The following is a 23,886-nucleotide window of genomic DNA, read 5'->3' as shown; positions in this document are numbered from 1 at the left end:
CCGATCTCTCAGCGGCCGTCGGCGGACGCCGATGCAATATGCGGCGTGACCTTGTCGCCCGGATTCAGGAACGCACCCGCCGACAGAACGACCTTCTCGCTGCCCTGGAGGCCCGCAAGGATCACTACGCCCGCATCGGTAACGTCGCCGGTTTTCACATCGCGGCGAACCGCCCTGTTATCTGGGGCGACGATGTAGACGAAGGAGCCTTTCTCATCGTTGAGCACTGCAGATTCGGGCAGGCGCGGCGCGGAGATCGTGCCGCTGAGGATCGATGCCGAGGCGAATCCGCCCGGCCGAAGTGCCGGATCGTAGCGCATCTGGACACGGGCGATGCCCTGGCGGGTCTGCGGATCGATCACCGGGGATATCTGCCACACTGTGCCGGGGAAGGCGCGCTTGCCGCCGATCGGCGTTACCTGCGCCGTATCGCCGACCTTGAGACGGGCAAGATCCTGCTCGGCGAGCTGCGCACGGATTTCGAGCTCGCCGCCTTTCGCCACGCGGAACAGCGCGCCATTGGCCGGGCTGACGACCTGGCCAGGCTCGACCGCGCGGGTGAGCACCAGCCCGGCGGCGGGCGAACGGATGTCGAGACGGCCGATCTGGGCGCGCGTCTGGCCATATTGCGCTCGCGCCACCGCCACGCGGGCGACGGCGGCATCGCGGCTTGCCGTCTTGCGGTCGATGTCCGCCTTGGAGATGAAGCCGCGCGCAACCAGCGCCTTGGCGCGGTCGAGTTCGGCCTGCGCCAGATCGGCATCGGCCTGGGCCACGCGGATCGAGGCGGCGAGCGAATTGGCTTCCTGCGCCTGCACGGATCGCTCGATCACGGCGAGCGTCTGTCCTGCGGCGACCCAGTCGCCCGGTTCCACCAGCACGCGCTGGACCATGCCGCCTTCTCCGGCGACGCCAACCGGCATCTCCCGCTTGGCGAAGAGCGTGCCGGTCGCGTTCACGGCGGCAGCGACATCGGTGCGTCCGGGGACGATAACGGTGACGCCCGGCGGCGGCGGCGGCGGCGGCGCCTCCTTCTTGCCAAATATCGTTATGCCAGCGACAATCGCCACCAATAGCACTGCGATCACAGCGGCAATGATTATCAGTCGCCACCGACGCGCGCGGCCGTCGTCATAGTCATATAGAGTGTAGTCGGATTGGATGCCGGATTCGACGTTCATCCTCATGCGCTTTCCACTGCCAGCCCCGTCGAGCCCTGATTTCGAGCAGACTGTATTATATCAATATGTCACCTGGCTCAAGACCACAGCGCCATGTCGCCGCTCCCGAGCATCAGGGGATCATTTCGTAGCCGTAAGGCGTTCAGGCCACGTGCAGCGATAATCGCCATAATCCTTAGCACGCCGCCAACGGTGCGGCCAAGCAGGAGCTAAACCGAAATGGGAGACAAAATGCGGAACATCGGCCTGATCGCGCCGCTGGCGCTGGCGCTGGCGAGCCCGGCCGCGGCGCAGCAGGAGCCGGCCGGTGCGCCAATGCCGTCAGCAATGGCAGGCACGCGGCTTGATGTCGTTGCAACCGGCGAGGTGAGCGTCGCGCCGGATATCGCTACGGTTGGTGCCGGCGTCGTTACGCAGGCCGCCACGGCAGCCTTGGCGATGAGCGACAATGCGCGACGTACCGCTGCCACGGTTGCAGCCATTCGCAAGGCGGGGGTTGCCGATCGCGACATCCAGACGACGGCGATCAACCTCAGCCCGCAATATCGCTATGCCGATAACCAGCCGCCCGCGATCACCGGCTACCAGGCGTCGAGCCGAGTCAGCGTGCGCTTCCGCGACATCAAGGCGGCGGGACCGATCCTCGATTCGCTGGTTGCCGCGGGCGCCAACCAGATCGATGGTCCGGCGCTGTCGATCGACAAGCCGGAGCCGCTGCTCGACCAGGCCCGCGAAAAGGCGATCGCTGGGGCAAGGGCACGGGCGGCGTTGTACGCGCGGGCGGCGGGGCTGCAGGTCAAGCGCATCGTCGCGATCAGCGAGGGCAGCTACGAAGGGATGCCGCGGCCGATGCCGATGATGATGATGGCGCGCGGCAAGGAGGCCGCGGATTCGTCGATCGAGGCGGGCGAGCAAAAGATCGCGATCAGCGTTTCGGTGACGTTCGAGCTGAACTAGTTCGCCATTGCGGAGTTTACCGGCCGGGCCGTGAGCTGTCTTTCACCCCTCTCCGCTGTCCTCGCTCTTGCGGAAAGGCTGGAGGCGGATCTTGGTGCGGTGATCATCGGCGGCGATGTCGGTGCCATCGAGATTCTGGCCGCGATAATAATGTTTTTGCCATTTCGCGGCCGAGGCCTCGGAGTCGGGTTTTTTGAGTCCGTCGAGGAAATTGGCGCGGCTGGCGGTCCAGGCGTCGAACTCGGCCTTTAGCTCGGGATCATCGGCGATCGGCCGCACCTCGGGCATGATCTTTTCCAGTTCGCCGCGCCGGGCGGGGAAGACATGGCAAAAGGGTTCGCCCTTTTCGAAGCGGATCACCGTGTTCGGCCGCGTGAACTGCCAGTTCATCGTGAAGGTGAACGGGGTCCAGTCGGTTTCGACCATGCCGGAAAGCGGCGCGATCGCGTCCTTGGGCCGGTTGATCGGACCCTGCACCATCAGGTCATATCCGGCATCGGTACGAAACACGGCCGGAATATGGAAGGTCAGGACGCCATAGCCGAAATGGGTGATCGCCGGCTTGTGGTTCTCATCGTCGGGGGTGATGCGGATCGCGTCGGAATTCTGGCCGCCGCCCCACCATGCGGAAAATCCGGCGGGGCAGAGGATCTCCCAACCATGCGCGTTGGCGATCGTCAGCGGTAGACATCGATAGGCATAGCGCTGGCTGGTGGCGTCCATCCAGTCGCGCTCATAGGGAGCGGGGCGGATCTCGAGGGGCTGCTTCGGCAAGCCGTAGGCGATGAGCTTGGCGCGACTGACCATGGATGACGATGCCCCGAACGATTGCACCCATGATTGGCGTCCTCGCCGGACTCTGTCGAGAGGCTTTGCAGCGGTCAGCAGCGCCAGCGCTCGACCATCGGTTAAGAAAAAGCCGCCGGAGCGAGCCCGGCGGCCTTCCGTCAGAAAATCGCCGGAGGATCAGCGCATCGCGCCGCGGCGGACGAGATTGACGATCGCGAGCAGGATCACCGCGCCCAGGAAGGCGCTGATCCAGCCATAGATGCCGCCGGCGCCGAGGGTCCGGCCGAACAGCACGCCGCCGATGAACGAACCGATGATGCCGACGATCACATTCAAGATGATGCCCTGCTGCGCATCGGTGCGCATAAGAATGCTGGCCAGCCAGCCGATGATGCCGCCGACGATAAGGAAAATGATAAGGTTCATCGAGTCCTCCTGCCAATGCCAAAGGCTTCCGCTCATGTCGAAAGCCATCGTTACGCAGTACGTCTGAACACCCGTTCTTGTTCCTTTCCACCCCGGTTCGACCGCCTTGCTATCGGCCTCAAACAGACGAATCCGCCTCCCTTGTGGAAGGCGGATTCCGTACTCACTTCCGAGCGGCGGGGATCAATATTTCTGCTGGCGTTCGTATAGCGATTTATAGTGCTGGATGCGGGTGACGCGGAGCCCGGGCATTCCCGACCGGTCGACCGCGCGCTGCCAGGCGGCAAACTCCTCCACGCTCAGATTGTAGCGATCGCATACTTCGTCTGCTGTCAGCAGGCCGCCATTGACGGCTGCCACCACTTCAGCCTTTCGACGAACGACCCAACGGGTCGTTCCAGCCGGCGGTAGCGAGTCCAGCGTGAGCGGCTCACCCAGCGGGCCGATAACCTGATGCGGACGAAATTTCTGATTTTCAAGCATACGTTACCCCAAACATGGTCATGCGACCTAGGCTCATTCCCCGAACACGGTCTTGGCGGTCCGCGATCAAGGAAGCTTTGCGTGAGACGGTAAATGGCCGGAACATTTTCGTTAACGCGCCCGGCCGTTGACGCGCGCAGCGGCGGCGGCGTGGAAGCTGCCCTGCACGCCCATACCTTCGAACGTATCGATGCCCGGAGCGGTCAGCAGGATTGCGACCGCCCGGTTGGCATGGTCATGATGTTCGGACGGACCGCCGCTGTGGCGTGCAAGCCGTGCCGTGGGCGTCTCCGCCTGTAGCGCGGCGAGTTGCTCGCACAGCAGCGTGAAATCCAGTTGTGCTTCCACTGGCCGGGCGTCACAGATGCGGAATTCGTCGATCCTGAACTTCATGCTGGCGAGTCCCGTTTTCCGTCTCAGCACAAGAAACGACGGGCAGGCAGGAATCTTTAGTCATTTTCCAATCGATTTTGCGGGCTTCGCCGCCAGCTGCTATGGACGCCCGATGAATCCTGAGTTCCAGATCGAAAGCCGCGACGGCACCTCGCTGAAGGGCGCCCGCATCGTGGTCGCCATGTCGGGCGGTGTCGACAGTTCGGTGGTAGCGGCGCTCGCGGCCGCGAGCGGCGCCGAGACTATCGGTGTGACGCTTCAACTCTATGATCATGGCGCGGCGGTGGGCCGTAGCGGCAGCTGTTGTGCCGGGCAGGATATCCGTGATGCCCGGGCGGTGGCGGACAGGCTCGGCATCGCCCATTATGTGTTTGATTATGAGAGCCGTTTCCGGGATTCGGTGATCGCCGATTTCGCCGATGAATATGCCGCGGGGCGTACGCCGATCCCCTGCGTTCGATGCAATCAGGGGGTCAAGTTCACCGACCTGTTCGGCATCGCCCGCGATCTCGGTGCGGACTGCCTGGCGACTGGGCATTATGTCCGCCGCGTGATTGGAGCGGGGGGGCGGGCAGAACTGCACCGTGCCGCCGATCCTGCGCGCGACCAGAGTTATTTCCTGTTCGCTACCACCCAGGCGCAGCTCGACTATCTGCGCTTCCCACTCGGCGGCATGCCGAAGCCGCGTGTCCGGGCGATCGCCGCCGAGCTTGGTCTCGGCGTCGCGGCCAAGCCGGACAGCCAGGACATCTGCTTCGTACCGGACGGCGATTATGCAAGCATCGTCAAGCGGTTGCGACCGGAGGCTGCCGATGAAGGCGAGATCGTCGATCTGCAGGGCAGGGTCTTAGGGCGGCACAAGGGACTAATCCATTTCACGGTCGGACAGCGCCGCGGCATCGAGATTGGCGGCAGCCCGGAGCCGCTCTATGTCGTGCGGCTGGAGCCCGCGGCCAAGCGGCTGGTCGTTGGCCCGCGCCGCGCTCTTGCAGTGTCGGCTGCGGCGCTCGACGACCTCAACTGGATCGGCGACGGGTATGATGGCCCGGTTACCGCCAAGGTGCGATCGCTCGCCAAGCCCGTGCCGGCCCGCTTCGAGGAGGGCGTCGTGAGCTTCGACCAGCCTGAATATGGCGTGGCACCGGGCCAGGCCGCGGTGCTCTATGCCGGCGACCGTGTGCTCGGCGGCGGATGGATTCGCGAGACGGCGGCGGCGCAGCTCGCGGCCTGATCATGCGCGTCTTCCACCTGATTCTGGTCTATAGTATTCGCGGCTCATGAGCCGAAAAACTCGTACCACCTCACTGCCGCCGCCCTTTCTTAAACGCGTCTGGCTTCCGAAAGAGTTTGGGACCGAAGATCTGGATTGGACCAGCTATCCTCTGTCGCTCCCAATCATCCAGAGCGGTGGGTTCGACGTCACTTTCGAAAAACCGGTGACCATCATTGTCGGCGAGAATGGCTCGGGTACGGTCGAAGCGATGATCGAGTGACGGCTGAAGATGGGTCAGGCCAGGCTGAACACGCCCTCGATCACCGTTACGCATTTGCCGCCCAGCACGACCCGGTCACCCTCCAGCGCGCAGCTCAGATAGCCGCCGCGCGCCGATGCCTGGTAGGCGCTGAACCGCTCCCTGCCGAGGCGCTTCGCCCAGAAGGTGGTCAGCAAGCAATGCGCCGAGCCGGTTACCGGATCTTCGTCGATGCCCACTCCGGGGGCGAAGACGCGGCTGACGATGTCGGTTTCGTCGCCGGGCGCCGTCGCCATGAACAGGATATCACCAAAGCTGCGCATCGCTCTGAAATCAGGAGAAAGATCGCGCACCTCGGCGGCGCTGCCATAGAGGAAGAAGGCATAGCCGCCATCGCGCCAATGGCTTTCCATCGGCGTGCCGCCGAGTGCCGCAGCATGATCGGGCAGCGGCTTCGGCGCGACCTCCCATGCAGGTAGAGCCAGTCTGTAGCCGTCGCCATCGCGTGCCACTTCGAGGATGCCGGCCTTGCGGGTCGCGAAGCGCACCCTGTCGACCGTTTCCCGCGACGACAGCAGGGCATGGCCCGTCGCCAGCGTCGCATGGCCGCATAGCGCCACCTCGACCTCGGGCGTGAACCAGCGCAGCTCGAAGTCGGCGTCATCGCCGAGCCACGGGACGATGAAGGCGGTTTCGGCCAGGTTATTCTCGGCGGCGATGGCCTGCAGCGTCGCGTCGTCGAGCCACGCCTCGAGCGGCATTACCGCTGCAGGGTTACCGGTGAACGGACGATCGGCGAAGGCGTCGACTTGCTGGAACGGAAGTTTCACGGATGCATCTCCTCGCCGCCGTCGACATGCCCAGCGGGATCAGGATGGATCAATATCTCGACGCCGGGAAATGCCTCGCGCAGCTTGTCCTCGACTTCGTCCATCACCCGGTGCGCCTCGCCGACAGTCATCATCGGATCGACCCAGACATGGAACTGCACGAAATCATGATGGCCCGCCGTGCGCGTCTTCAGGTCATGGATTCCGCGCAATTCGGGGTGGCGGTTGGCGACTTCGACGAAGGCGCGGCGGCGCTCTTCGGGCCATTCGCGGTCCATCAACTGGTCGATCGCCTGACGCGAGGCGGTGTAGGCGCCGTAGAGCAGCCATCCGGCGATGGCGATGCCGGCCACAGCGTCCGCACCCTGGATGTTCGCGAACTGGTCGGCGGCCAAGGCAGCAATGACCGCAGCATTGAGCAGGAGATCGCTCTGATAATGGATATTGTCGGTGCCGATCGCGAGCGAACCGGTCTGCGCCACCACGCGCCGCTGATAGGTGACCAGCAGCAAGGTCAACACCAGCGCGATCAGCGACACCAGGATGCCTGCTTCGGCGTCGGCGGGACGTGCCGCCCCGACCAGCTGCTGGATCGAATGGCTCGCGATCCAGAAGGCCGACAGGCTGATCAGCACCACCTGGAAAAAGGCCGCGATCGCCTCGGCCTTGCCGTGGCCGAATCGGTGCTGCCGGTCGGCCGGAGTCGCGGCAAGGCGGACGCTGTAGAGCGTCACCAGCGAGGCGATCAGGTCCAGCCCGGTATCGGCGAGCGACCCGAGCATCGCTGCCGAGCCAGTGGCCCAGCTGGCATAGCCCTTCAGCCCGATCAGGATCAGCGCGACCGACACCGAGGCGATCCCGGCGCGCACGTTGGGATCGAGCTTCATGGGTAAAGCAGGCCCTCGGTCCAGCCATTGCCGGCCCGCGTGAACAAGCGGCGTTCGTGGAGGCGATGGGCACGATCCTGCCAGAACTCGATCCGCTCCGGTGCGACGCGGAAACCCGACCAGTGCGGCGGGCGGGGCACCGCCATGTTGGCGAAACGCTCGGCGACCGCTTCGAATCGCGCTTCAAAAGTGGCGCGGCTGTCGAGCGGGCGCGACTGGTCGGATGCCCAGGCGCCGAGCTGCGAATCGCGTGAGCGGGTTGCGAAATAGGCGTCGCCCTCGGCATCGCTCACCTTGCTGACGGCTCCCTCGATGCGGACCTGCCGACGCAGCGACTTCCAGTGGAAGAGCAGCGCGGCCTGGCTGTTTTCCATCAGCTGCTCCGCCTTGCGGCTCTCATAATTGGTATAGAACACGAAGCCACGCTCATCATGTCCCTTGAGCAGCACCATGCGGACCGACGGACGGCCATCGGCGCCGACCGTGGCGACTGCCATGGCCTCGGGATCATTGGGTTCGGACTGGCGCGCCTCGACAAACCATAGGGCGAACAGCGAGAGCGGGGTGTCTGTCATGATTTTTCTTCTAGTGCGCGCATGGAGAATATCCACCGACGGGTAGGAACTGGATCAGATAACTGCTGATGCGGCAGGCGTCCGCCCCGAATCGAGCGCCAGCGCCACCCGATCCAACCCTGTCGCCAGTTGCGCCCGATCGGCCGCAACGCCGAGGCATAGTCGCACCCCGGAAATCGAGGCCGGATCGACCAGCGGTGCGGAGGGCGGCGTCAGCTCCACGCCGGCCCGCATCGCCCGGGCCACCATCCGCTCCGCCTCCAGTTCCGGCATCGGCAGCCACAAATGCGGGCAGCGGGGATCGCCCGGCGGACTGATCGCCGCGCCGAGCCGGTCGATGGCCATCTTGCCGCGCACCAGCATCTCGGCCTGGATCTCGGCGACGATCTCATCGGCGGCTCCGTCCTCGATCCACTGACTGGCGACCAGCGCCCCCATTGCAGCGGGCGCATAGACCCGCGCCAGGATCAGTCGCTGCACGCGATCCAGATGCTCGTCGTCGGGTAGCACCAGGTAGCCGGTACGCAAGCCGGGCGCGAGCGCCTTGGAGGTGCCGTTGATGTAGAAGCAGCGTTCCGGCGCGTAGCTGGCCAGCGGCGGCGGGGCGTTACCGATCGCGAAGGCAGAATAGAGATCGTCCTCGACGATCCAGATGTCCCGCGCGCGCGCGACCTTGGCGATCTCGGCGCGACGAGCATCGCCCATGATCCGGCCAGTCGGGTTCTGGAGTGTTGGCAAGGTGTAGAGCACCCGCGCACCGCGGGCCGCGGCGCGATCGAGCGCGTCCGGCAGCAGGCCCTGTTCGTCCATTTCCAGCCCCAGCGTGCGGTAGCCGCCGGCTTCGGCGATCGACCGAACCCCGAAATAGGTTGCGGCCTCGGTCATGATGGTGTCGCCTGGGCGGCATAGCGTGTCGAGCGCCAGCGTCATCGCCTGCTGGCCGCCGCTGGTGACGACCAGCCGGTCGGCACGGACATCCGCAAGCCCGCTCACCCGCCGCAGCCAGCTTGCGCCCGTGCGGCGATGCGCTTCATGGCCTGCGGGCGGCGCATAGTCCAGGAACTGCGCGATATCGCCGCGCTTGCTCAGCTTCGCGAGCGTGGTGGCGAAGCGCCGTTGGCTGGCCGCGAGCGGCGGCAGGTTGCGGGCCAGCCCGATCAGACCATCGCTGCGGCCGCCGCGCGCGGAACCGTCGGCGACGAAGCTGCCGCGGCCGACAGTGGCGGTGAGCAGGCCCTGCCGTGCCGCTTCGCCATAGACCGCTGTGACCGTGCCGATGCCGATACCCAACCGATGCGCGAGATCGCGGTGCGGCGGCAGGCGCGTGCCGGGCGGCAGATGGCCCTCATCGATGTCGCGGCGCAGGGCGGCAAGCAGCCGGCCCGACACCGTGTCCGCATCGTCGCCAAGAACCGGAGTCCAGATCATCCACACCACCTCGGGCTGCCCGAAAATGTCATTATGACAATATCGCCTTTGACACGAGGTAAACTAGATCGCAATTGGCATGTGTCAACTGCGAACAGGACAGGGACAATGAGACAGATATGGATGACAGCCCTTGCTAGCTTCTTGCTGATCGGCTTCGCGGCCGTCGTTTCCGCCTCGGCGATTGCGTCGGCGGAGCCGGACGCCCGTCTGGATGGACGACGCATGATGATCGAGGCGCAGTACCGCCTAGCCATCGGTCTGCGACGATAGTCATGGCTCCCGACACGCTGCTTGCGCTCGGCACCTTCTGCATTGTCTCTACGGTGACGCCGGGCCCGAACAACATGATGCTGCTGTCCTCCGGCGCCACCTTCGGTTTTCGCCCGACGCTGCCGCACATCTTCGGCATCAGCATCGGCTGCGTCGTCATGGTGTTGCTGCTCGGCCTCGGCCTGGCGAGCGTGATCGGGCGGGCGCCGTGGCTCTATACCGGGCTCCACGCCGCCTCGACCGCCTACCTGCTCTACCTCGCCTGGCGGATCGCCACCTCCGCTGGCGCGGGCGCCGCGGCGTCGCGCGCACGGCCGCTGGGCTTTTTCGACGCGGCCGCATTCCAGTGGGTCAACCCCAAGGCCTGGGCGATGACTCTCGGCGCGGCGACAAGCTTCTCGCGACCCGGCCATCTGGTCGCCGACGTCATGGTCGTCGCGCTGGTGCTTGCGGCCTGTGGCCTGCCCTGCATCATGCTCTGGGCTGGCGGCGGCACCATCGTGCGCCGGCTGCTGACGCGGCCCGCCGCGCTGCGCGCCTTCAATGTCGGCATGGCCGCGCTGCTGGTGGCATCGCTGGTGCCGGGGCTGATGGAACTGGCGCGCGGAACCTGAAGCAGGACTGTTCGCCAGTGTAACTCTTCATTGCACCGCACAACGGGATGTGCTGACTCTCTCGGCTATGATTCAGGCCGCCCTGCACCACAAGACAGTCTATCGCTACGACCACCCGGTCCAGCTGGGTCCGCAGGTCATCCGGCTGCGACCCGCGGCACATAGCCGCACGGTGGTCGACAATTATTCGCTGCGGATCGTCCCCGAGAATCACTTCATCAACTGGCAACAGGATCCGCACGGCAACTGGCTGGCGCGGCTGGTTTTTCCGGAACGCACCAACGAGTTTTCGGTCACGGTCGATCTGATCGCAGACATGGTCGCAATCAATCCATTCGATTTCTTCGTCGAGGATTATGCCGAGCAGCGGCCGTTCACCTACGCGCCTGACCTTGCTTCCGATCTCGCCGCCTATTTCGAACTGGAGCCGCAGGGCCAGCTGTTCGACGAATTCGTTGCCCAGTTCGCCGATGTACGCATCCGCACGATCGATTTCCTCGGCAATCTCAATATCGCGATCAACCAGCGCGTCGGCTATGTGATCCGGCTGGAGCCGGGTGTGCAGACGCCGGAGGACACGCTGGCGATCGGCACCGGCAGCTGCCGTGATTCGGCCTGGCTGCTGGTCCAGGCCGCCCGTCGGCTCGGCCTCGCGGCCCGGTTCGTGTCGGGCTACTCCATCCAGCTCACACCGGACATCGTGCCGATCGACGGTCCCAAGGGTGTTTCGCAGGATGTTTGCGATCTCCACGCCTGGGCGGAGGTCTACCTGCCCGGCGCCGGCTGGATCGGCATGGACGCGACGTCGGGCATGTTCGCGGGAGAAGGGCATATCCCGCTTGCCGCCACCCCGCATTACCGCTCGGCGACGCCGATCGAGGGCGCGCTGCTAGAGCCTGCGCATGTCGACTTCCAATTCGACATGACGGTCCAGCGGATCGCCGAGGCGGTGCGGATCACCAAGCCTTTCACCGACGCGCGCTGGGATTCGCTCGACCGTCTCGGCGAGAAGGTCGATGCCGATCTGGTCGCGCAGGACGTGCGGCTCACTATGGGGGGGGAGCCCACCTTCGTCGCGCTCGACGATCCGGAGGCCCCCGAATGGAATGGCGATGCGGTCGGGCCGACCAAGGCCGGCTATGCCGACCGGCTGATCCGCAAGCTGCGCGAACGCTATGCGCCGGGCGGCATGCTCCATCATGGTCAGGGCAAATGGTATCCTGGCGAGAGCCTGCCGCGCTGGGGCTATTCGGTCTATTGGCGCACCGATGGCGTGCCTGTCTGGAAGGACGCCAGCCTGATCGCCGGGAGCGAAACCGGCAAGGCCGTGACCAGCGACGATGCCGGCACCTTCCTGGCGGAGATCGCGGACAGTCTCGGCGTCGGCGCCGAAATGGTGCAGGAAGCCTATGAGGACGGCATCGAATGGGCGGTCAAGGAAGCCCAGCTGCCGGAAAATGTCGACCCGACCGATCCCAAGATCGACGATCCGGAGGCGCGGCACCGCATGGTCAAGGCCTTCGAACATGGACTGAGCAAGCCGGTCGGCCACGTCCTGCCGATCCAGCGCTGGCAGGCGGCGCAGGAGCCCGAGCCGCGGCGCTGGCGCTCCGAACGCTGGCAGGTGCGGCGCGGCAAGCTGTTCGTCATGCCTGGCGACGCGGCGATCGGCTATCGCCTGCCGCTGGGCTCGCTGCCTTATGTGCCGCCGGCCGATTATCCCTATCTGCACGTCCAGGACACCAGCGAGCCACGCGGCGCGCTTCCAGTGTTCGAGCCGGTTAGGTCAGAGGAGCCGGCCCAGCGTTCCGAAGCGGTGGCCCCGGCCGCCGGCGGCGCGGCGGCGCAGGAGCGCCAGGAGCAGAAGATCATCGAAGGCGCGGTCCGCACCGCGATGACAGCGGAATCGCGTGGCGACTATATCGCGGTGTTCCTGCCGCCGACCGAGAAGCTCGAGGATTATCTGGAGCTGGTCGCCGAGATCGAGGCCACCGCCCAGCGCACCCGCGTTCCCGTGCGGATCGAGGGCTATGGCCCGCCGCCCGATCCGCGCCTCAATCTTCTCAAGGTGACGCCCGATCCCGGTGTCATCGAGGTCAACGTCCACCCGGCGTCAAGCTGGGCCGAGACGGTGAATATCACCACTGGCCTCTACGAGCTGGCGCGGGAGACCGGGCTCACCGCCGACAAATTCATGATCGATGGCCGCGCGATCGGCACCGGCGGCGGCAACCATATCGTGCTGGGGGGTCGTGCCGTGGCCGATTCGCCGTTCATACGGCGCCCGGACATGTTGAAGAGCTTCATCCTCTACTGGCAGCGCCATCCTTCGCTCAGCTACCTGTTCTCGGGCATGTTCATCGGCCCGACCAGCCAGGCGCCGCGCATCGACGAGGCGCGCCATGACGGGCTGTACGAACTGGAGATCGCGCTGTCGCAGGTGCCGATGCCGGGGCAGGGCGAGACGCCGCCGCCATGGGTGGTCGACCGGTTGTTCCGCAACCTGCTGGTGGACGTCACCGGCAACACCCACCGCACCGAGATTTGTATAGACAAGATGTTTTCGCCGGACGGGCCGACCGGGCGGCTCGGGCTGCTGGAGTTCCGCGGCTTCGAAATGCCGCCCGAGCCGAAGATGAGCCTCGCCCAGCAACTGCTGCTGCGGGCGCTGACCGCATGGTTCTGGCGCGAGCCACAGCAGGGCGGGCTGGTGCGCTGGGGCACAACGCTGCACGACCGCTTCCTGTTACCGCACTTCGTCTGGGCAGACTTCATGGAGATACTCTCCGATCTGCGCCAGGCCGGCTATGATTTCGATCCCGCCTGGTTCGAGGCCCAGCGCCAGTTCCGTTTCCCGGTGCATGGCACGGTATCGGCCGGCGGGGTGACGCTCGAGATCGCGCATGCTCTGGAGCCATGGCATGTGCTCGGCGAAACCGGCGCGATCGGCGGTACGGTGCGCTATGTCGACAGTTCGACCGAGCGGCTCCAGGTCAAAGCCAGTGGCTTGGTGCCTGGGCGCCACATCGTGGCGGTGAACGGCCGAGCGGTGCCGATGACGCCGACCGGCGTGCCGGGCGAGGCGGTCGGCGGGGTCCGCTACAAGGCGTGGAAGCCGGCCAACTGCCTCCACCCACTGCTGGAGGCCGATGCGCCTTTGACCTTCGATCTGCTCGACAAGTGGAACGGTCGGTCGCTAGGCGGGTGCGTCTATCATGTCGCGCATCCGGGGGGACGCAGTTATGACACGATTCCGATCAACGACCTCGAGGCCGAGGCGCGCCGTCGCGCGCGCTTCCAGGACCATGGCCACACGCCCGGCCCGGTGGCGATGCCGATGACCGAACGGCCCAGCGAGTTCCCGATGACACTCGATCTTCGTACACCGCCCAACTGGTAATGGCCGTCATGCAGGGGGATATGATGGCGGAACTGCCGGGCATGCCGAGCCTTGGGGAAGGCTGGCTCCACAGCTATATCGGCAAGGCCGGGATCGCCGATGCGTTGCGCGGCGACGTGGGGCGTGGCGCCAAATGGTGGCACGCCCTGTTCGAGGGCGTAGGGCGGCTGAGCGAGGGGCGGCTCGATCTGCTGCAGCAGCGCATGGCGCGCCAGGTGCTGGAACTCGGCACGGCCTTCCGCCTGCCAGGCGAGGAGCGCGAGCGGCCCTGGCCCGTTTCGGCGATGCCGCTGCTGATTGGCGAGGACGACTGGGCGATCATCGCTGCCGGCGTGTCGCAGCGCGCCGAACTGCTCGAGCGGGTGCTCGACGATATATTCGGCGAACAGAAGCTCGTCGCCTCCGGCGCGATCCCGGCGGCGCTGGTGACGGGAAGCCGCGCCTATTGGCGTTCGCAGGTCGGGATCAAGCCGCCCGGCGGCCATCGCCTCCACATCTACGCGGCCGATCTGTGCCGCGATCCGAGCGGCGAATGGCGGGTCCTCGACGATCACGTCCGCGCCCCGGTGGGGGCCGGCTACGCCCTCGAAAACCGGCTCGCCTCGACTCGCCTGATGGGCTCGCTCCAGACCCGCCTGCATGTGGAGCGGCTGGCGCCGTTCTTCTCGGCCTTCCGTGAAGGACTCGCGGCGGCATGCCGCCGGTCGGAGCCGCGAATCGGCCTGCTGACGCCGGGACGCTACAACCAGAGCTATGCCGAGCAGGCGCATCTCGCCCGCTATCTCGGCCTGCTGCTGGTCGAGGGCAGCGATCTGGCGGTGCGCGAGGACGGCCTGTTCGTGCGGACCATCGAGGGACTCAAGCGCGTCGACGCCGTGTGGCGTCGCATCGACTCGCGACTGCTCGATCCCCTGGCCTTCGACGCGACCTCCGCCATCGGCGTGCCGGGCCTGATGGATGCGATGGCGGCGGGGCAGGCGGTGATCGCCAACGCGCCCGGCGTCGGCGTGGTGGAATCGACCGCGATCGCAGCCTTCCTGCCCACGCTGGCCCGGCGTCTGCTTGGTGAGGACCTGGCACTTCCCAACATCGCCACCTGGTGGTGCGGACAGGAGACGCCGCGCGCGCAGGTGGAGGCGAGGCTCGACGAGATGCTGATCGCGCCCGCTTTCTCCGAGACGCCGATGGGCCTGCCACGCGGCCGCCCGGTGCTCGCAGCCACGCTGAGCAGCGCAGAGCGCGCGGTCCTGCTCGCCGATATGCACCGGCGGCCCGAGGATTATGTCGCGCAGGAAGATGTCCACCTGTCGACCACCCCGGTTGTGCAGGATGGGCAGCTGGTGCCGCGGCCGTTCACCGTGCGGGTGTTCGCCGCGCGCGACGGGCAGGGCAACTGGACGGTCATGCCGGGCGGCTTCGCGCGGATCGGCGACGATTCGGATGCGCGCGCCACCGTGATGGGCGAGGGCGCCTTCTCGGCCGATGTGTGCATCGTCGGGTCGAAAGCGGTCGAGCCTATCTCGCTGCTGCCCCAGAAGGTGCCGATCCGGCGCAACCCCGGTACCCTGCCGAGCCGCGCCGCGGACAATCTCTACTGGCTCGGCCGTTACCTGGAACGTGGCGAGGCGACCTTGCGGCTGGTGCGCGCGACGCTCGGCGGGTCGATTGTCGCGGATGGGGGCGCCGCGCTTTTTCCGCTGACGCTCGATCGGCTCGGCACGATGCTGGTCTCCTCGGGGGCGGCGGTGCCCAGGGAAGAAGAGGCTGACGAGGATGAGGATGACGCGCCCGAGCACAGCTTCGGCGAGACGCATGATCTGCGTGAGCTGGCTCTGCTGGCGCTCGACGGAGCGGGACCGGCCAGCGTCGCCAACCTGATCCGCAACGCCCGGGTGATCGCAAGCGGCACGCGCGAACGGCTGTCGGCCGATGTCTGGCGGCTGGTCGACGCGCCGCTGGCCAATGCCACGTCCGAGGACGCCGAGGCGACCCTGGCGCGAGCGATCGACATGCAGGAGCGCTTTTCCGCGCTATCCGGGCTTGCGGCGGAAAATATGGGGCGCACCGCGGGCTGGCGCTTCCACGACATGGGACGCCGTATGGAGCGTGCGCTATGGGGGGCCCGCCTGGTCCGCATCTTCGGCGGCAAGGACGCCTCGGCTGACGACCTGACTACCTTGCTCGACCTGTGCGACAGCCAGATCAGCTACCGCGCGCGTTATCTGACGGGGCTGGCGCTGGAGCCGGTCCGCGATCTTGTCGCCCTCGACCCCTATAATCCTCGCGCCCTGGCCTACCAGGTTGAGCGGATCTCCGAGCATCTCAGGGCTTTGCCCGCGCTGCGCGATGACGGCATGGCCGAACCTCACGTCGCGATCTTCTATCGTATCGAGGCCGCGATCCGAACCGCCAGTGCGGAGACGCTCGACTCGCAGATGATGCTTGGCGTCGAGAACATGCTGTCGGAGATGTCGAACGCGATCAGCGCCCGCTTCTTCCTGCAGGGTAGCGAAGGTTTCCGGATGTCGGGTATGACGCTCGCTTGATGCTCTATCAGGTTCGCCACAAGACTCGCTTCCGCTACGCCTTTCCGGTCAGTTTCGCACGCTGCAACCTGAGGCTGCAGCCGGTCGAATGGGCCGGTCAGACGCTGGAGCATTATGAGTTGGAGCTGTCGCCGTCGGCGCACGTCACTGGAACCCGGCCGATCGGCTATCTCGGCAACGTCACGCGGATGGTGGTGGACCGGCCATCGCGCGAGCTCAGCATCGAGAGCAGTTTTCGTATCCGTGTCGACCGGCCGGTGCCGGAGCCGCGAGCCGACGATCCGGCTATCGGCGAGATCGCGATGCTGGCGCGGACGACGGCCGATATGGGAGTCGAGAGCCCGGCTAATTACATCTACCCTTCGCTGTCCATTCCGCTCAGTTCGGAAATCACCGCCTGGTGCTCCGAGCATCTCGATTCGCACCGCGCCATCGTCGAGGCAGGGCTGGCGCTCGCCACGCGCATCCATGACCGCTTCACCTATGACGGCAGCGCGACCACCGTCGATACTACCCCCGCCGAGGCATTCGAGAAGCGCCACGGTGTCTGCCAGGATTTCGCCCAGATCATGATCGCCGGGCTGCGCGGCGTGGGCCTGCCCGCCGCCTATGTCTCTGGCTATCTGCGCACCGTGCCGCCACCGGGCAAGCCGCGGCTGGTTGGCGCCGACGCCACCCATGCCTGGGTGGTGATCTGGTGCGGACCAGATCGGGGCTGGCTGGGCTTCGATCCGACCAATGCCTGCATGGTCGGCAGTGATCACATCATCACCGCGATGGGCCGCGATTATGCGGACGTGGCGCCGATCGACGGGGTCTTCACGGGGCAGGACGGGCAGAAGATCGACGTCTCGGTGGACGTGGAGCCGATGGAGTAGGCGGGGCTCGAACGATTTCGTAATGCTGAACTTGTTTCAGCATTCATTGCTTGGCACGGGAGCTCCAGTGGGAGAGTGGATCCCGAAACGAGTTCCGGATGACCCACAAGGGTGCGTCCTACGATCGCGTCCGCCCCGCCGCCTTCGCGACCAGCCGGTTCACATAATCGATCTTGCCCATGATCGCCGGGGTCAGCCGAAACGGGTAGAGGTCGGGCTGGCCCATGCTCCGGTTCACCGCGTTCAGCGCGAAGCTGTAGGGCACCATTTCCGCCATCAGTTGCTCGGTGCTGGCGGTATAGGCGTTGAAGTCGACCACGGCGCCCGGATGGCTCTCTGGCCCCGGCAAGGGCGCCATTCGCATGTCGAAGCCGCCGATGGTCGCCAGCGTGTCGACAAGGTGGAGATAATGGGCGAACGTCTCAGCGAAATCCTCCCATGGATGTGCGGTCGCGTAGAAGCTCACATAGTCCTCGGTCCAGACCTTCTGGCTGTTCGGGCCGTAATGTTCCTGCAGCGCCTGGGCATAGTCGATCGTCTCGTCCCCGAATATCGAGCGGAACGCCTGCAACTCCTGCGGATCCTGTTCGACCAGTCTCGACCAGTAATGGTGGCCGACCTCGTGCCGGAAATGGCCGAGGAGAGTGCGGTAGGGCTCACCCATGCTCCGCCGCATCCGCTCGCGCTCGACATCGTCGGCTTCGATCAGGTTGAGCGTCACCACACCGCCGTCATGGCCGGTGAGGACCTGTCGCTGGCCCTGCAATTCGGCTGAGGGGTCATATAAGAAATCGAAGGCAAGCCCCTGGATATGATCGACTTCCTCGGCCTTGGTTTCCAGCGGCAGGCCTAGCTTGATCAGCGTGTGGAACAGCCGGCGTTTCGCTTCCTCGATCTTGCCCCAGCGCTCGGGCACGGTGGGAACGGTCAGGTCAGGAATCGTGCGATTGTGGCGGCAGGCGCGGCAGAAGGGCGTGTTGTCGGTGGTCGAGACCAGCCAATTGCACACGCCATATTCATTGTTGTTGGCACAGACGGCGACGTCATGGGTTCCCCCGTTGCCGTCGCGCCAGGTGGTGGCGCCGTCGCCGAGGAACAGAAAGCCATCGGACGCGGGGTCGAAACCCAGCGTGAAGGCGCAGGCCGGGCAGACGCGCACTTCGAAATGGTTCAGGCGCTTGCAGTTAGGGCACGGATAAGGCGCCATAGGTAAGTAACTCGCTTGTAGTCGGGAGGTTTCGGTCGCAGAACGCCAGCGGACCGGCTGAGTTGCCCTGTGGCAAATGAAATTTGCACTTGCTTAATGGCGAGGCGGTACACATCTGATCTGTTGCATAAATGCAACAGGGTGCGATTGCAGGATGACGACGACGACTATGGCCGATCTGTATTCGAAGCTTGGGGTGAAGCGCGGCGCCGACGAGGCCGAGATCAAGAAGGCTTACCGCAAGCTCGCCAAGGAGCTTCATCCCGATCGCAACAAGGACAATCCCAAGGCGACCGAGCGCTTTGCCGATGTGACGGCGGCCTATGATCTGCTGTCGGACCGCGACAAGCGTGCCCAATATGATCGCGGCGAGATCGATGAGCAGGGTAATCCCCGCGGGCCGTTCGGTTTTGGCGGGCGCGGCGGTGGGGGCGGCTTCAATCCCGGCGCCGGGCCGGGCGGGGCGAGCTACGAGTTTACCGGCGACGGCGCCGATTTCGGCGACATCTTCGAAGGCATTTTCGGCCGTTCGCGCGGTGCGGGGGCGGGAGCGGGCGCCGGTGCGCGCCGGCCGGGTGGGTTCGGCGGATTCGGCAGCCAGGGCGGCGGTCGTCCGCCCAAGGGCGCGGATATCGCCTATCGCCTGGCGGTGCCGTTCGAGGATGCCGCGGCGCTGAAGCCGCAGCGGATCACGCTGGCCAATGGCAAGACGATCGACGTCAAACTACCCAACGGCGTCGAGACCGGCACCCAGATGCGGCTGAGCGGGCAGGGCGAGGCCGGCCCCGGCGGTAACGGCGACGCCATCATCACCGTGGATATCCGACCGCATCGCTACTTCAGGCGCGACGAGGACGATGTCAGGCTCGACCTGCCGGTGACGATCGACGAGGCGCTGCTGGGTGCGAAGGTCAAGGTCCCGACGGTCGACGGCGCGGTGATGCTCGGCATCCCTAAGGGCAGCAGCTCCGGTAAGACGCTGCGGCTCAAGGGCAAAGGATTCCACCGCAAGGATGGATCGCGCGGCGACCAGCTCGTCACCGTGATGATCGACATCCCCGCCGACGATCCCGAGTTGGAGGCGTTCGTCGAGAGCTGGGCCGGCAAGGGCAAGCGCAACCCGCGGGCCAATCTGGGCGTTTGACGAGGGTAAGTCTTTCCAGCGGAACAGGACAAAAGGGAGGGCGGCGCTGATAACGGACCAATCTCCCGAAGCGCGCAGGCGTCGTCCCTTCGAAAAGCATCTGGCCGAGATGCGCCCCGGCGGCCGCATCTACACGATCGTCAGCCGCGCTGCGCTGGGCGTGTATAATGACGGCTTCATCCACGCCGGCAACATTGCCTATCTGGCGTTGCTGACGATGTTTCCCTTCTTCATCGTGATGGCGGCGCTGGCGCAGCTGTTCGGACGCACGCCGGATGTCCAGCATGCGGTCTACGGCTTCTTGCGGACCGTGCCACATTCGGTGCGGGACCTGATCTCGAAGCCGATCCACGACGTGCTTGCCGCCAACAATAGCGGCGCGCTGCTCTGGCTCGGCGCGCTGGTCGGGCTGTGGACGGTCGGCAGCTTCGTCGAGACGATCCGCGACATTCTCCACCGTGCCTATGGCACCAGGCCGTCCCGAGGTTTCTGGCACTATCGCGCCGGCTCGATCCTGATCATCATCGTCTCGGTGATCCTGACCATGTCGGCCTTCAGCGCGCAGGTGGTGCTCACCGGCGTCGAGCAGTTCATCTGGCGGTTGCTGCCGATCGGCGCCGAGCTTCAGCCGCTGATCAACCTCTCGCGGATCGGACCGCTGCTGATGCTGGTGGGCGCTCTCTATGCGATGTTCGCCACGCTCACCCCATCTAAATATCGCTATGCGCCCTGCCCGAAATGGCCGGGCGCGCTGTTTACCGGGCTATGGTGGATGGCGGTGACGATGCTGTTGCCCGTCGTGGTGAGTGCATTTGGCGGTTATGGCCGTACCTATGGCAGCCTTGCGGGCGTCATCGTGACGCTGTTGTTCTTCTGGCTGGTGGGGCTTGGGCTTGTTTTCGGTGCCCATCTCAATGCGGCTCTAGCGGAAACCCCGGAAAGCTCTGTAAAGGAGGCGGCGCCGAACGAGTAAGGGAGATGTCGTGGCGGGTTTGATGACGGGGAAGCGCGGGCTGATTATGGGCCTCGCCAATGATCGCTCGCTAGCGTGGGGGATCGCCAAGGCGCTCCACGAACAGGGCGCCGAAATGGCCTTCAGCTATCAGGGCGAGGCGCTGGAGCGACGCGTCCGCCCACTGGCCGAGCAGGTCGGCTCCGATTTCCTGATCGAATGCGACGTCTCGAACGATGCGGCGCTCGACGTCGCCTTCGGCACGCTCGCCGCCCGCTGGCCGAAAATCGACTTCCTGGTCCACGCGATCGGCTTCTCGGACAAGAACGAGCTGCGCGGGCTCTATGTCGATACCAGCCTCGACAATTTCCTGATGACGATGAACATCTCGGCCTACAGCCTGGTGGCGGTGACCAAGCGCGCCCGGCCGATGATGTCCGATGGCGGCTCGGTGCTGACGCTCAGTTATTACGGCGCCGAGAAGGTGGTGCCGCATTACAACGTCATGGGTGTGGCCAAGGCTGCGCTTGAAACGAGCGTCAAATATCTGGCGATGGACCTGGGCCCCGAGAATATCCGTGTCAACGCGATCTCGGCCGGCCCGATCAAGACCTTGGCCGCGAGCGGGATCGGCGATTTCCGCTATATCCTCAAATGGAATGAGCTGAACTCGCCGCTCCGACGCAACGTGACGATCGAGGATGTCGGCGGGGCAGGCGTCTATCTTCTGTCGCAGCTGGCGAGCGGCGTGACCGGCGAGATCCACCACGTCGATGCCGGCTATAACGTCATCGGCATGAAGGCCGAGGACGCACCGGATATCGCGCTGGCTTAGAAACTGAACCCTCTCCCTTCAGGGGAGAGGGAGGGGCCCGCCGCAAAGCGGTGGGAGGGTGAGGGCAGGCTCAATGCAGCGACCACCTGGCGTAGAGCCGATAGAACGGCTGAGATCGCTTCGTACCTTCAGTACTGATGCAGAGAAGCGGCTCTGGTCTCGTCTACGCGGTCGGCGTCTGGAAGAAGCGAAGTTCCGGCGGCAGGTGTGGCTTGGAAATTACATCGTCGATTTTGTACGCCTCGATCGGAGGCTCGTGATCGAAGCCGATGGCGGCCAGCATGCCGAGCAGCAGGAATATGACCATCGACGCACGGCCTTTCTCGCGCAACAGGGGTATCGCGTGTTGCGCTTCTGGAACAATGACGTGCGCGACAATCTGGACGGGGTACTGACTTCAATCATGAATGCCTTGAAAGAAGAACCCTCACCCTCCCACGCCTGCGGCGCGGGCCCCTCCCTCTCCCCTGCAGGGAGAGGGTTTCTATGAGCTTCAACTCCTTCGGTCGCGTGTTCCGCTTCTCCACCTGGGGAGAGAGCCATGGCCCCGCCATCGGTGCGGTCGTCGATGGCTGTCCTCCGGGGCTGGCGATCGGCGAGGGCGATATCCAGCCCTGGCTCGACAAGCGCCGGCCGGGCACCTCGCGCTTCACGACCCAGCGGCAGGAGCCGGACCAGGTGCGCATCCTCTCGGGCGTGTTCGAGGGGAAGACGACGGGCACGCCGATCAGCCTGATGATCGAGAATGTCGACCAGCGCTCGAAGGATTATTCGGAGGTCGCGCTCGCCTATCGGCCGGGCCATGCCGACTATGCCTATGACGCGAAATATGGCTTTCGCGACTATCGTGGCGGCGGGCGCTCGTCGGCGCGGGAGACGGCGTCGCGGGTCGCTGCAGGCGCGGTGGCGCGGCTGGTGATTCCCGAGGTGCGGATCCGCGCCTATCTGGTCGAGCTGGGCGGGGATGCGATCGATCGGGCTGCCTTCGAGGATTCGGCGATTGACGAGAACCCGTTCTTCTGCCCCGACCGGGCGGCTGCGGTTCGCTGGGAAGCCATCGTCGATGGGGCACGCAAGGCCGGATCGTCGGTCGGCGCGATCGTGGAATGCATAGCCGAGGGGCTGCCGGCCGGCTGGGGGGCGCCGCTTTACGCCAAGCTCGATAGCGAGCTGGCATCGGCGATGATGAGCATCAATGCGGTCAAGGGAGTCGAGATTGGCGATGGTTTCGCGGCAGCGCGGCTGACCGGCGAAACCAATGCCGATCCGATGCGGCCGGGCAATGACGGCCGGCCGCTGTTCCTCGCCAACCATGCCGGCGGCGTTGCGGGCGGCATCTCGACCGGACAGCCGGTGGTGGTGCGGATAGCGCTCAAGCCGACATCCTCAATTCTTACGCCGGTGGAGACGATCGGCAATGACGGCAAGGCCGCCGAGATCCGCACCAAGGGCCGCCACGATCCCTGCGTCGGCATCCGCGCCGCGCCCGTGGTCGAGGCGATGATGGCGCTGGTCCTGGCCGACCAGAAGCTGCTGCACCGGGCCCAGCGGGGATGAGCGGCAATCCCGGGCGGATTGCCCGGCGCATCCACATCAAGGGCAAGGTCCAGGGGGTGTGGTATCGCGGCTGGACGGTCGATCAGGCGAACGAACTCGGCCTCGATGGCTGGGTGCGCAACCGGCTCGATGGGTCCGTCGAGGCGGTGGTGGCGGGGCCGGCCGACAAGGTCGAAGCGCTGATCGCTCGCTGCCATGAAGGGCCGCCCGCAGCGCGGGTCGACAAGGTGATCGTCGAGGACACCCCCGGCATTGTCGCTGCGGGCTTCACCCAGAAGGCGACGGTATGAGCGTCAAGCCGATCCGCGTCGATGCGCTGGGCGATCTCCCCCACGGCTTCCTCGGCCGTGAGGGTGGCGTTTCCGAAGGGATCCACGCCGGGCTGAACGTCGGGCTGGGTTCGGACGACGATCGCGCCGCGATAGTCGAGAATCGTCGCCGTGCCGTCGAAGCGGTCTCATCGGGCTATGGCCTCGTCACGCTCCATCAGGTCCATTCGCCGGACGCCGTCGCGGTCACGGAGGCCTTTGCCGACGCCGCGCGGCCCCACGCCGATGCGCTGGTCACCGACCGGCCGGGGCTGCTGCTCGGTATCCTCACCGCCGACTGCGTGCCGGTGCTGTTCGCCGATATGGGGGCAGGCGTGGTCGGTGCCGCCCATGCCGGCTGGAAGGGCGCGCTCTCGGGCGTGACCGACAGCACCATCGGTGAGATGGAGAAGCTGGGCGCACGGCGGCCGGAGATCGTCGCGGCCATCGGCCCCTGCATCGCGCGGGCGAGCTACGAGGTCGATGAGGCTTTCGTGCGGCGTTTCCAGGCCGATGACCCGGCGAACGAACGCTTCTTTGCCGATGGGCGGCGGGCCGGCTATGCCCAGTTCGACATCGAAGCCTATGTCGCGCACCGCCTTGCCTTAGCCGGCATCGCCCGCGTGATCGCGCTGGGCGAGGACACCTATGCACAGCCCGAACGATTCTACAGTTTCCGCCGCGCAACCCATCGCGGCGAGCCGGGCTATGGCCGGCAGATCTCCTTGATCGGGCTGCCCGGCTGAGCGAT

General features: G+C 65.7%; 25 protein-coding genes. 15 read left to right on the top strand and 10 right to left on the bottom strand.

Annotated features, from left to right (window positions below; genetic code table 11):
- Positions 1 to 8: 8 nt before the first annotated feature.
- The gene (locus AAC645_RS10070; protein ID WP_340315703.1) at positions 9 to 1,181 is read right to left on the bottom strand and encodes an efflux RND transporter periplasmic adaptor subunit; all 1,173 of its coding nucleotides are present in this window, start codon (positions 1,179 to 1,181) and stop codon (positions 9 to 11) included.
- 219 nt (positions 1,182 to 1,400) lie between these two features.
- On the opposite strand from AAC645_RS10070, the gene AAC645_RS10065 reads away from it, so the two are divergent.
- Positions 1,401 to 2,138, top strand: coding sequence for an SIMPL domain-containing protein (locus AAC645_RS10065; protein WP_340315702.1), 738 nt, complete (start codon positions 1,401 to 1,403; stop codon positions 2,136 to 2,138).
- Between the two features lie 42 nt (positions 2,139 to 2,180).
- Here AAC645_RS10065 and AAC645_RS10060 read toward each other — a convergent pair whose 3' ends face one another.
- From AAC645_RS10060 to AAC645_RS10045, 4 genes are all read right to left on the bottom strand, one after another.
- Positions 2,181 to 2,945, bottom strand: a complete 765-nt coding sequence (locus AAC645_RS10060; RefSeq protein ID WP_340315700.1) for a DUF6065 family protein — start codon at positions 2,943 to 2,945, stop codon at positions 2,181 to 2,183.
- A 159-nt stretch (positions 2,946 to 3,104) separates the two neighbouring features.
- Complete coding sequence (locus AAC645_RS10055) at positions 3,105 to 3,353, bottom strand: GlsB/YeaQ/YmgE family stress response membrane protein (RefSeq protein WP_340315699.1); 249 nt, start codon at positions 3,351 to 3,353, stop codon at positions 3,105 to 3,107.
- Positions 3,354 to 3,536: 183 nt separating this feature from the next.
- Positions 3,537 to 3,836 (bottom strand): CtrA inhibitor SciP, encoded by a 300-nt coding sequence (sciP, locus tag AAC645_RS10050; protein ID WP_340315697.1) that lies wholly within the window; start codon positions 3,834 to 3,836, stop codon positions 3,537 to 3,539.
- A 111-nt stretch (positions 3,837 to 3,947) separates the two neighbouring features.
- A complete protein-coding gene (locus AAC645_RS10045) occupies positions 3,948 to 4,229 on the bottom strand; it encodes a hypothetical protein (protein ID WP_340315695.1) in 282 nt (93 codons plus the stop codon).
- A gap of 112 nt (positions 4,230 to 4,341) precedes the next feature.
- Here AAC645_RS10045 and mnmA point away from each other — a divergent pair, with 112 nt between their 5' ends.
- Together mnmA and AAC645_RS10035 are read left to right on the top strand one after the other, a co-directional pair.
- Positions 4,342 to 5,460, top strand: coding sequence for a tRNA 2-thiouridine(34) synthase MnmA (gene mnmA, locus AAC645_RS10040; RefSeq protein WP_340315693.1), 1,119 nt, complete (start codon positions 4,342 to 4,344; stop codon positions 5,458 to 5,460).
- 46 nt (positions 5,461 to 5,506) lie between these two features.
- Entirely contained in the window at positions 5,507 to 5,722 is a 216-nt protein-coding gene (locus tag AAC645_RS10035) for a hypothetical protein (protein WP_340315691.1), read from the top strand.
- Between the two features lie 14 nt (positions 5,723 to 5,736).
- Here AAC645_RS10035 and AAC645_RS10030 read toward each other — a convergent pair whose 3' ends face one another.
- Genes AAC645_RS10030 through AAC645_RS10015 form a run of 4 tightly spaced genes read right to left on the bottom strand, consistent with a single transcriptional unit; the run spans position 5,737 to position 9,421 of the window.
- Positions 5,737 to 6,531: a PhzF family phenazine biosynthesis protein gene (locus AAC645_RS10030; protein ID WP_340315690.1), complete on the bottom strand. Its 795-nt coding sequence runs from the start codon at positions 6,529 to 6,531 to the stop codon at positions 5,737 to 5,739.
- On the bottom strand, positions 6,528 to 7,418 hold the full coding sequence (locus AAC645_RS10025; RefSeq protein WP_340315689.1) for a cation diffusion facilitator family transporter: 891 nt from the start codon (positions 7,416 to 7,418) through the stop codon (positions 6,528 to 6,530). Before AAC645_RS10025 ends, AAC645_RS10030 begins: the two co-directional genes overlap by 4 nt.
- A complete protein-coding gene (gene pdxH / locus AAC645_RS10020; RefSeq protein WP_340315687.1) occupies positions 7,415 to 7,993 on the bottom strand; it encodes a pyridoxamine 5'-phosphate oxidase in 579 nt (192 codons plus the stop codon). Before pdxH ends, AAC645_RS10025 begins: the two co-directional genes overlap by 4 nt.
- 54 nt (positions 7,994 to 8,047) lie before the next feature.
- A complete protein-coding gene (locus AAC645_RS10015; RefSeq protein ID WP_340315685.1) occupies positions 8,048 to 9,421 on the bottom strand; it encodes an aminotransferase-like domain-containing protein in 1,374 nt (457 codons plus the stop codon).
- 123 nt (positions 9,422 to 9,544) lie between these two features.
- Between AAC645_RS10015 and AAC645_RS10010 the strand changes: the two genes are divergently transcribed.
- The 5 genes from AAC645_RS10010 to AAC645_RS09990 all read left to right on the top strand — a co-directional run bounded on the left by AAC645_RS10010 (position 9,545) and on the right by AAC645_RS09990 (position 17,132).
- Complete coding sequence (locus tag AAC645_RS10010; protein WP_340315683.1) at positions 9,545 to 9,694, top strand: hypothetical protein; 150 nt, start codon at positions 9,545 to 9,547, stop codon at positions 9,692 to 9,694.
- Positions 9,695 to 9,696: 2 nt separating this feature from the next.
- On the top strand, positions 9,697 to 10,308 hold the full coding sequence (locus tag AAC645_RS10005; RefSeq protein WP_340315681.1) for a LysE family translocator: 612 nt from the start codon (positions 9,697 to 9,699) through the stop codon (positions 10,306 to 10,308).
- 67 nt (positions 10,309 to 10,375) lie between these two features.
- Positions 10,376 to 13,708, top strand: coding sequence for a transglutaminase family protein (locus AAC645_RS10000; protein ID WP_340315679.1), 3,333 nt, complete (start codon positions 10,376 to 10,378; stop codon positions 13,706 to 13,708).
- 8 nt (positions 13,709 to 13,716) lie between these two features.
- Complete coding sequence (locus AAC645_RS09995) at positions 13,717 to 16,254, top strand: circularly permuted type 2 ATP-grasp protein (protein WP_340315677.1); 2,538 nt, start codon at positions 13,717 to 13,719, stop codon at positions 16,252 to 16,254.
- Entirely contained in the window at positions 16,254 to 17,132 is an 879-nt protein-coding gene (locus tag AAC645_RS09990) for a transglutaminase family protein (protein ID WP_340315768.1), read from the top strand. The genes AAC645_RS09995 and AAC645_RS09990 overlap by 1 nt, the downstream gene beginning before the upstream one ends.
- Positions 17,133 to 17,250: 118 nt before the next feature.
- On the opposite strand, the gene AAC645_RS09985 is transcribed toward AAC645_RS09990, so the two are convergent.
- Positions 17,251 to 18,339, bottom strand: coding sequence for a zinc-binding metallopeptidase family protein (locus AAC645_RS09985; RefSeq protein WP_340315675.1), 1,089 nt, complete (start codon positions 18,337 to 18,339; stop codon positions 17,251 to 17,253).
- A gap of 169 nt (positions 18,340 to 18,508) precedes the next feature.
- Here AAC645_RS09985 and AAC645_RS09980 point away from each other — a divergent pair, with 169 nt between their 5' ends.
- From AAC645_RS09980 to pgeF, 7 genes are all read left to right on the top strand, one after another.
- Positions 18,509 to 19,483 carry a J domain-containing protein gene (locus tag AAC645_RS09980; RefSeq protein ID WP_340315767.1) on the top strand — a complete coding sequence of 325 codons (975 nt, stop codon included), beginning with the start codon at positions 18,509 to 18,511 and terminating at the stop codon, positions 19,481 to 19,483.
- A 109-nt stretch (positions 19,484 to 19,592) separates the two neighbouring features.
- Positions 19,593 to 20,456 (top strand): YihY/virulence factor BrkB family protein, encoded by an 864-nt coding sequence (locus AAC645_RS09975; protein WP_340315673.1) that lies wholly within the window; start codon positions 19,593 to 19,595, stop codon positions 20,454 to 20,456.
- A 10-nt stretch (positions 20,457 to 20,466) separates the two neighbouring features.
- A complete protein-coding gene (fabI, locus tag AAC645_RS09970; RefSeq protein WP_340315671.1) occupies positions 20,467 to 21,270 on the top strand; it encodes an enoyl-ACP reductase FabI in 804 nt (267 codons plus the stop codon).
- A 73-nt stretch (positions 21,271 to 21,343) separates the two neighbouring features.
- Complete coding sequence (locus tag AAC645_RS09965; protein ID WP_340315669.1) at positions 21,344 to 21,760, top strand: endonuclease domain-containing protein; 417 nt, start codon at positions 21,344 to 21,346, stop codon at positions 21,758 to 21,760.
- A complete protein-coding gene (gene aroC / locus AAC645_RS09960; protein WP_340315668.1) occupies positions 21,757 to 22,827 on the top strand; it encodes a chorismate synthase in 1,071 nt (356 codons plus the stop codon). The genes AAC645_RS09965 and aroC overlap by 4 nt, the downstream gene beginning before the upstream one ends.
- Positions 22,824 to 23,117 carry an acylphosphatase gene (locus AAC645_RS09955; protein WP_340315667.1) on the top strand — a complete coding sequence of 98 codons (294 nt, stop codon included), beginning with the start codon at positions 22,824 to 22,826 and terminating at the stop codon, positions 23,115 to 23,117. The genes aroC and AAC645_RS09955 overlap by 4 nt, the downstream gene beginning before the upstream one ends.
- Positions 23,114 to 23,881, top strand: coding sequence for a peptidoglycan editing factor PgeF (pgeF, locus tag AAC645_RS09950; protein ID WP_340315666.1), 768 nt, complete (start codon positions 23,114 to 23,116; stop codon positions 23,879 to 23,881). Before AAC645_RS09955 ends, pgeF begins: the two co-directional genes overlap by 4 nt.
- The last annotated feature ends 5 nt before the right edge of the window (positions 23,882 to 23,886 follow it).

It is taken from the genome of Rhizorhabdus argentea (genome assembly GCF_037861105.1).
Lineage (GTDB): Bacteria > Pseudomonadota > Alphaproteobacteria > Sphingomonadales > Sphingomonadaceae > Rhizorhabdus > Rhizorhabdus argentea.
The sequence above is the reverse complement of the archived record's forward strand: the minus strand, read 5'-3'. Positions and strand labels throughout refer to the sequence as shown.

Coding starts and splice junctions, on each gene's coding strand:
- aroC (WP_340315668.1), top strand. CDS start 21,757: ATGAGCTTCAACTCCTTCGGTCGCGTGTTCCGCTTCTCCACCTGGGGA.
- AAC645_RS09980 (WP_340315767.1), top strand. CDS start 18,509: ATGGCCGATCTGTATTCGAAGCTTGGGGTGAAGCGCGGCGCCGACGAG.
- AAC645_RS10070 (WP_340315703.1), bottom strand. CDS start 1,181: ATGAACGTCGAATCCGGCATCCAATCCGACTACACTCTATATGACTAT.
- AAC645_RS10025 (WP_340315689.1), bottom strand. CDS start 7,418: ATGAAGCTCGATCCCAACGTGCGCGCCGGGATCGCCTCGGTGTCGGTC.
- sciP (WP_340315697.1), bottom strand. CDS start 3,836: ATGCTTGAAAATCAGAAATTTCGTCCGCATCAGGTTATCGGCCCGCTG.
- AAC645_RS10065 (WP_340315702.1), top strand. CDS start 1,401: ATGGGAGACAAAATGCGGAACATCGGCCTGATCGCGCCGCTGGCGCTG.
- AAC645_RS10010 (WP_340315683.1), top strand. CDS start 9,545: ATGACAGCCCTTGCTAGCTTCTTGCTGATCGGCTTCGCGGCCGTCGTT.
- AAC645_RS10000 (WP_340315679.1), top strand. CDS start 10,376: ATGATTCAGGCCGCCCTGCACCACAAGACAGTCTATCGCTACGACCAC.
- AAC645_RS09955 (WP_340315667.1), top strand. CDS start 22,824: ATGAGCGGCAATCCCGGGCGGATTGCCCGGCGCATCCACATCAAGGGC.
- AAC645_RS09965 (WP_340315669.1), top strand. CDS start 21,344: ATGCAGCGACCACCTGGCGTAGAGCCGATAGAACGGCTGAGATCGCTT.
- mnmA (WP_340315693.1), top strand. CDS start 4,342: ATGAATCCTGAGTTCCAGATCGAAAGCCGCGACGGCACCTCGCTGAAG.
- AAC645_RS10005 (WP_340315681.1), top strand. CDS start 9,697: ATGGCTCCCGACACGCTGCTTGCGCTCGGCACCTTCTGCATTGTCTCT.
- pgeF (WP_340315666.1), top strand. CDS start 23,114: ATGAGCGTCAAGCCGATCCGCGTCGATGCGCTGGGCGATCTCCCCCAC.
- AAC645_RS10060 (WP_340315700.1), bottom strand. CDS start 2,945: ATGGTCAGTCGCGCCAAGCTCATCGCCTACGGCTTGCCGAAGCAGCCC.
- AAC645_RS09985 (WP_340315675.1), bottom strand. CDS start 18,339: ATGGCGCCTTATCCGTGCCCTAACTGCAAGCGCCTGAACCATTTCGAA.
- AAC645_RS10045 (WP_340315695.1), bottom strand. CDS start 4,229: ATGAAGTTCAGGATCGACGAATTCCGCATCTGTGACGCCCGGCCAGTG.
- AAC645_RS10015 (WP_340315685.1), bottom strand. CDS start 9,421: ATGATCTGGACTCCGGTTCTTGGCGACGATGCGGACACGGTGTCGGGC.
- AAC645_RS10055 (WP_340315699.1), bottom strand. CDS start 3,353: ATGAACCTTATCATTTTCCTTATCGTCGGCGGCATCATCGGCTGGCTG.
- AAC645_RS09995 (WP_340315677.1), top strand. CDS start 13,717: ATGCAGGGGGATATGATGGCGGAACTGCCGGGCATGCCGAGCCTTGGG.
- AAC645_RS10035 (WP_340315691.1), top strand. CDS start 5,507: ATGAGCCGAAAAACTCGTACCACCTCACTGCCGCCGCCCTTTCTTAAA.
- AAC645_RS09975 (WP_340315673.1), top strand. CDS start 19,593: ATGCGCCCCGGCGGCCGCATCTACACGATCGTCAGCCGCGCTGCGCTG.
- pdxH (WP_340315687.1), bottom strand. CDS start 7,993: ATGACAGACACCCCGCTCTCGCTGTTCGCCCTATGGTTTGTCGAGGCG.
- AAC645_RS09990 (WP_340315768.1), top strand. CDS start 16,254: ATGCTCTATCAGGTTCGCCACAAGACTCGCTTCCGCTACGCCTTTCCG.